Origin of the sequence: Bacillus sp. P14.5 (assembly GCF_003316765.1) — a bacterium.
In the GTDB taxonomy this organism is placed as follows: domain Bacteria; phylum Bacillota; class Bacilli; order Bacillales; family Bacillaceae_B; genus Rossellomorea.
Window position 1 is genome coordinate 41,248 of the sequence record NZ_NIJF01000025.1, and the last position, 6,348, is coordinate 47,595.

Below are 6,348 nucleotides of genomic sequence, written 5' to 3' on the forward strand. Positions count from 1 at the left end.
TCTACTACGGAAATTACAAATATCTGGAGGAAGAATAGTGGTGAAATCCCAATATATGCTTTACTTGAAAAGTCTGCCAATATTTCAAGGCCTCGATAATCAAGTATTGAAAAAGATAGTGGCTGCATCAACGCTGATTGAAGTCCAAACACCAGAACAAATGAAAGAGATTCTAACTGAAGAAGAACTGTTTATCGTACTCACTGGTGAATTGGCACTTTACTATGAAAATCCCAAACACCCCACCATTAAAATACAGTCAGTAAATATAGGGGAGTCATTAAGTACCCTAGAATCTGCTACAGAGACGCTGGTAATCAAACCGGGAAAAGGTACCGTATTAATGAAAGTACCTTTATTATTCATCGAACACTTACTGATGCAAAATATAAAGTTTAAACAGAATGTAATCAAGGGGATGAATGAAAAATTACTTTCCTCTTTCGATAAGCTGATCACCCTTATTGGCAGGGACTCACACAATGTATAACTTTAAAAAAGAGTAGTGGCCAGTAAAAAAAATTGACCTCTGCTCTTTTTAATTTCGCAATTCTATAATAAAAACGGCCGGTTACTTTAAAAATTGACCGGCCGTTTATTAGGGTAAGGATCATAGCGGGCTCGAACCGCTGACCTCTTGGCTGCCAGATTTATCTTATCTGATGAACAGAGAAAAATAAGTTAATAACGTATCAAGAAGTACAGGTATATCAAGGTAGTAATTAATTTGGCTATTAAATACGTTAATGTAATTAAACGAAATAAAAGAAGTTCGTGCACAATGTGGTGCACAAACTACCGCAGAGACCTACCATCACTAAACCGCTTTATAACGGTTTAGTGTTACAAACTTTATTTCATTAAAGCCCCCGTTAACGGAAGATACATTCAGGAATAAGATTTTATATAATCCCTAACTCTCTTTGTCTTTTATGTTTAAAATCTAAATAATCCTGCCCGAAATTAGGGTTCTTATTTTCAAACTTACTCATTCCCTCGCCCCATCTCTTTACTTCATAAGTAAAGACTCCATTTATTACTGTGGGGTCGTTTTCAACAAAGTTCATTACTTCATCTTCGTTCTCTACATCAACTACAATAGCCCCGCCTGTTAAATCCTCAAAAGGTCCAGCCAGCACAACTGCACCTTTATTATAATGTTTTTGAACGTATACAGCGTGTTCTGGCATAAAAGGTTGGTTATGGAAATGTACATCGTCTCTCCAATTTACTGATGGTGTAAGTAATACTAAAAACCTCATTCAACTCATCCCCTTCTTATAACTATGTGAAATAAATCACATAATTAGCTTAATCGAAAAACTGTATATATTCAACAAATATTCCTTTTATTTCTTATTAAGTTAAACTGCCCTTTAACTTAATACCAATTATTTCAAAATCCAGCTACTTACTCAAGGAAAACTTTCAATGAAAAAGAAGCCTACCCTGTTCTGGATAAGCCCCCGTTTATTGAATTAGGACTCTCAAATTACCTCATATAAATACGCAATAAATAAAAGACATAATATAACCGTCACAAATTTATTACGTTCTTTTAAACTAATAATTGTAAAACCAGCTATTGCAACCATAGTTAATGAATAGAATATGTAATCAAACCATTTTTCTTCTATGAAAAAGGTATCAATAGTATCAAATATCCAGAATAGAATTAGGGCATAAAGGTAAACCATATTTGATTGAACTTTTTTCTTTTGAACCATATTAAAATTTCAACTCCAATTTCTAAAAATCTTGGGCAATGAAGACGACTTTCTACTGTCCCCGTTCAAGAAAAGGACGTGTTCTTCAATATACGCCCCCTATAATTGAACAACCCTCGTATTATAAGGTTAACCAGAATGTTAGATTTTTCTGGTTGACCATTTTTTATATGGTCTTATTATAACAGTAGCCAGGGTAGAACGTCCGCCCCCGTGGGACTTTAGATCCCGTCAGTTAAACCGTTCACCCCCTACTGGTAGAAACATGTTTGAGGCTGGTTGGGACAAAGATCTCGTATAACAAGCGAAGCTATGATACTACTAGGAGGATTAGGGGTTACTGGCAAGATGAATATGAGGAGGAGATTGAGAATGAATCCAGTCGTTGGTCTGGATGTATCGAAAGGAGAAAGTGAGGTACAGGCCTTTTTAGATAAAGGAAAACCTTACGGTAAAAGTTTTAGCATCAAGCATGATCTTGAAGGGCTAGAGTCATTACTTGAGTTTTTGGAAAGCGTAAAAGATAAAACCGGCATTCAATCTTCGGTTGTACTAGAAGCAACTGGCCATTACCACGCACCTGTGGTTCAGTTTCTAGAGCAGCATAACTATTTATTAATCATCGTAAATCCGTTGATTTCTCACAGAGCTAAAAGCTCTAGTTTACGAAAAGTTAAAACGGATGCCATCGATGCCTATCGTCTCTGTGAGCTTTATTACAAAGAGGATTTAGAACCCTACGAAAGACGCGGTATTCAGCTTTTGAACCTGCGAAATCTCACAAGACAGCATGAAAATATTACTGGGATATACGTTCAAACTAAGCTTCAATTCCAAGCAGTGTTAGATCAAATCTTCCCTGAGTATAGAGGTGTATTTGGAGATTTATATTCCGTTGTGTCCTTGCTTCTTTTAAAGGAATTTCCCGCATCAGAAGATATTCTGGCTGCGAGTGAAGATGTGTTGGCCGATAAAATCAAGGAATTCTGTAAGAGTCGCTCTAAAAGATGGGCAGAAGAAAAAGCTCGGGATCTTAAGCAAGCTGCAGCACGGAATCCATTTAAAAAGACGCTTTATCAGAGTCATTTACTGAGTCTAAGTATGTATATTGATATGCTTCTTCAATACAAAGAGCATCTATCCAGAATGGAGTCAGAGATAGACACTCTCGCAAAAGAAGTTGAAGAATATAAGATTATCCAATCTATCCCTGGTATCGGAGAAAAGATCGCCGCCACGATCATTTCTGAAATAGGAGAGATAGACCGGTTTAATCACCCGAAAAAACTTGTAGCATTCGCTGGGGTTGATCCAGAAGTGTTTGAATCAGGTAAGTTTAAAGCTACTCTCGTTCGAATTACTAAACGTGGTTCAAGCAGGCTTAGGCATGCCTTATATATGGCTGTTCGCTCTGGTATTCGTGATTGTCGTAAACAGAAAACCACAGATGAAATCATCCCTAGAAACAAGAGATTAAGAGCCTTTTACGATAAGAAGCGTGAGGAAGGTAAACTATATAAAGTAGCCGTCATTGCTTGTGTTAATAAGCTTTTACATTGGATCTATGCCATATTAAAAAACAGAACCACTTTCCAAGATATAGCCTAATTAAGATTTCCAGCTAAATAAGACAAAACCTTCCAAACATAAGTCAGTGGAAGGTTATTTGGCATGCGTATTTTCAGTATAACATGAGTTATTTTAAGTTTTTATTGAAAAATGTTGACAAACTATTAGCTGGTTTAATTGAACAACCCTTCTCACTTCTTGAAAACCGCCCTAGAAACAAAGTACCCTAATGCTACCCCACCTAAATTTAGTATTATGTCATCTACATCTAATACCCCTAACTTGGTTACAAACTGCAAAAACTCGATACAGATACTTAGGAAGAACGAAAAACAAATTACCCTCTTAATTTCAGAATTAGGGAGACTCTTGGTAGTAAAAATCCTAATGGCAAAAATATAAGAATAGGCCCGAATGTATTATAAAGCCAGGTATCAAGATTATAGTGTTCAAAATTGGAGACAAAACCACTTAAAGTCTTAAATGGAACAAGATTACTTTCTACTCCGATTAGGGGGGTTCTCAAATTATTTATATCAATCCCCAAAAAGCTCACTATCATCAATAATAAGAAATAAGACAGGAATAAAATATTTAAAGAATTTTGTTTGCTTGTTAACATTTTTATCACCTCTTATTAAAGAGGTATATGATAATCATTGGACTAACATTCTCTTACATTTGCTATAAACGGGGGCATTTGCTTTATCCAGCAAACGCCCCCTATAACGGAAGATACCTTTCTAAGTGTTAATATATTTATCGTGGTAGTAATTTTCATTAGCACCCCAAGAGAAAATACCAAATAAAGTTCCACCAAGCATAAAGCTCACTAGATTAATAATGAGTGTTACCATCCAATCTCCACTAAAGTATTCCGAAAAGTTTACCTTATGCTCATAAGCTTGTCCTAGAAGAAAAAATAGAACTCCAGTTGATATTCCCCAACCTAAAATTCCATAGAAAAGAATATAATGTTTTTTCCCTTTTTCTCTAACTTTTTTCCACTTTGACATCCTACTTCTCTTGCTCATTTTAAGACACCTCTTTTTTTAAAACCAAATTATTTTTTCATATTCAATTATTCTGCCCAATAATTGAACAATGCAGGGGCGACTGCTTGTTCGGCAAACGAAACCGTTAGTTATATTTCACTGCACTTTTATAATAATAAATAAAACTTAGAGCTATGGTTAAAAGAGCCGTTCCGCCGATGATGTATACTGCATCAAAGTAATGAGATTTTCCAGTTAAAACCCAAACTTGATAAGGAATAAATATAATTGCAGAAATTACTAAAACTCCCCATAATAATGATTTTGCATTTTGCTGAACATCTATTAAAGCAGAATGCCTTTTGGAATATTTAATCATAGAGACTTTTCTCAAGGCGAACAACAAAACGAAAATCACTAAAATGAATAAAAGATAGTTCATAGAATACACCTCCTTGCAGTAACAAATTAAAACTTTATTGCCGACCTTCTTATTCATGACAGATAGGTAAGGGTTTGAAGTTATCGCTCCCTTTTCCCCCTGCTAGCACCGTACGTGCGGCTTTCACCGCATACGGCGCCCCAACTAATCCAATTCATTCATTTCTATGTAATTAATAGAAGCACTTTGATTCCAATTTATGATTGAGTCGTTTCCGCAATGTTTTCGGAGTTCATTTACCTTTTGGATTTGTTTTTTATTTAACTCTAGAGTTTTCATTAAATCTTTCATCTTTTCAATATCCTTTAAATGAACCAGGCGGTGGACGATTTCATGCAGCACAATCAAATTTGAGTACGTGTCATCTCTGGAGAGATGATACGGGACTTTATGATGACAGTGCCAATCATGTTTGCCTAGTTCACTACCTGTAACGGCACATTTTCCATATTGGGCAATGAACTTACTTATGCGGTTATCGTTGTACTCAATTGTACGATTAGGAATGAAGTTTTTCATGATGTAACTAAGTACGCTTTTGTCAATCGCTTTTAAGTTATGGTGTATTTTATCTCTTCCTTCTGCTGTATAATTGCAGATTTCTTGAGAGAAACATAGATTTGTTTTATGCCGTTGGGCATAAATGGGGACAAAAACCATTTGTTGAATCTTATAATATTTTGGTTTATACCCTTTATAGCGTTGTTGTAGTGTACTTGTCATATCAGAGAATTTTGCTTCTTTTCTTAGATTCTTTAATCGATTGTATAAAGTCTTGTTTAACAGAGAGGTTAACTCACTTAGATTATTTGTGATGTTGGTTGCAGGAGCGTAGTAGTTTTGGATTCCCATGACAACCTTATTAAAGTGCCAGACGGTTTCGGCACAAGGGTTCTTTTGAACAGTCTTAATTGCATCTTTAATTTTAGAGAATGATTGCGATTTCGCTTTCCTCGTCATATTGGACTTCGCAACGTACCCAAACCTTGCTTTCTTTTTCCGTTGAACTTTCATAGAAAACCCCAGGAATTCTGACGAATTCTTTTTTAAGTTCACCACTTTTGACTTTTCATCGCTCGTCTCAAGGTGTAATCTTTTTTTAAGAAAGTCTTTGATAGCGTAATTCATTTTAATGGCTTGTGTCCGAGTACGGCAGACGACTTTAAAGTCGTCTGCATACCTTACAATGTAGCATTCTTTTAGGTTAGACCGTTTTTTCAGTGCTTGATATTTACTGCCAATGAACTTATATTTAAAATCACTTTCAAATGTTTCCCATTGATTACTTACCCACCAATCTAGTTCATTAAGGACAATGTTTGATAAAAGTGGAGATAAAATGCCGCCTTGAGGAACGCCTCGTGATGGCACACCTTCACCCTCGATTTCAGCTTTTAAAAGTCTTGAAATGATGGCTAATAACTTCTTATCTTTTATTCCCAATGACCAAACTTGTTTAAGCAATTTTCCATGATGAACATTGTCAAAGAAACCTTTTATATCAACATCAATACAGTGGAAGAGTCCTGTTTGGTTGATTAGAAATTCGAATCTAGCTTTCGCATCATGCGTGCTTCGATTCTGTCTAAATCCATAGCTGTGATTGTGTAAATTT

At 35.6% G+C, this 6,348-nt stretch carries 7 protein-coding genes; 2 read left to right on the forward strand and 5 right to left on the reverse strand.

The window, feature by feature from the left end:
* The first annotated feature begins 37 nt into the window (after positions 1–37).
* Positions 38–490 carry a cyclic nucleotide-binding domain-containing protein gene (locus B9Z54_RS03170; protein WP_113927066.1) on the forward strand — a complete coding sequence of 151 codons (453 nt, stop codon included), beginning with the start codon at positions 38–40 and terminating at the stop codon, positions 488–490.
* A 412-nt stretch (positions 491–902) separates the two neighbouring features.
* On the opposite strand, the gene B9Z54_RS03175 is transcribed toward B9Z54_RS03170, so the two are convergent.
* Positions 903–1,262, reverse strand: a complete 360-nt coding sequence (locus B9Z54_RS03175) for a YciI family protein (RefSeq protein ID WP_113927067.1) — start codon at positions 1,260–1,262, stop codon at positions 903–905.
* An 837-nt stretch (positions 1,263–2,099) separates the two neighbouring features.
* Between B9Z54_RS03175 and B9Z54_RS03185 the strand changes: the two genes are divergently transcribed.
* Positions 2,100–3,335, forward strand: a complete 1,236-nt coding sequence (locus B9Z54_RS03185; protein ID WP_113927069.1) for an IS110 family RNA-guided transposase — start codon at positions 2,100–2,102, stop codon at positions 3,333–3,335.
* A gap of 152 nt (positions 3,336–3,487) precedes the next feature.
* Here B9Z54_RS03185 and B9Z54_RS26060 read toward each other — a convergent pair whose 3' ends face one another.
* The 4 genes from B9Z54_RS26060 to B9Z54_RS03210 form a co-directional block, all read right to left on the reverse strand.
* On the reverse strand, positions 3,488–3,712 hold the full coding sequence (locus B9Z54_RS26060; protein WP_113927070.1) for a VanZ family protein: 225 nt from the start codon (positions 3,710–3,712) through the stop codon (positions 3,488–3,490).
* A gap of 327 nt (positions 3,713–4,039) precedes the next feature.
* A complete protein-coding gene (locus B9Z54_RS03200) occupies positions 4,040–4,312 on the reverse strand; it encodes a hypothetical protein (protein ID WP_162785075.1) in 273 nt (90 codons plus the stop codon).
* 124 nt (positions 4,313–4,436) lie between these two features.
* Positions 4,437–4,733 (reverse strand): hypothetical protein, encoded by a 297-nt coding sequence (locus B9Z54_RS03205; RefSeq protein WP_113927073.1) that lies wholly within the window; start codon positions 4,731–4,733, stop codon positions 4,437–4,439.
* Between the two features lie 144 nt (positions 4,734–4,877).
* The coding region (locus tag B9Z54_RS03210; RefSeq protein WP_113927074.1) for a reverse transcriptase domain-containing protein at positions 4,878–6,348 on the reverse strand (1,471 nt) is incomplete at its 5' end.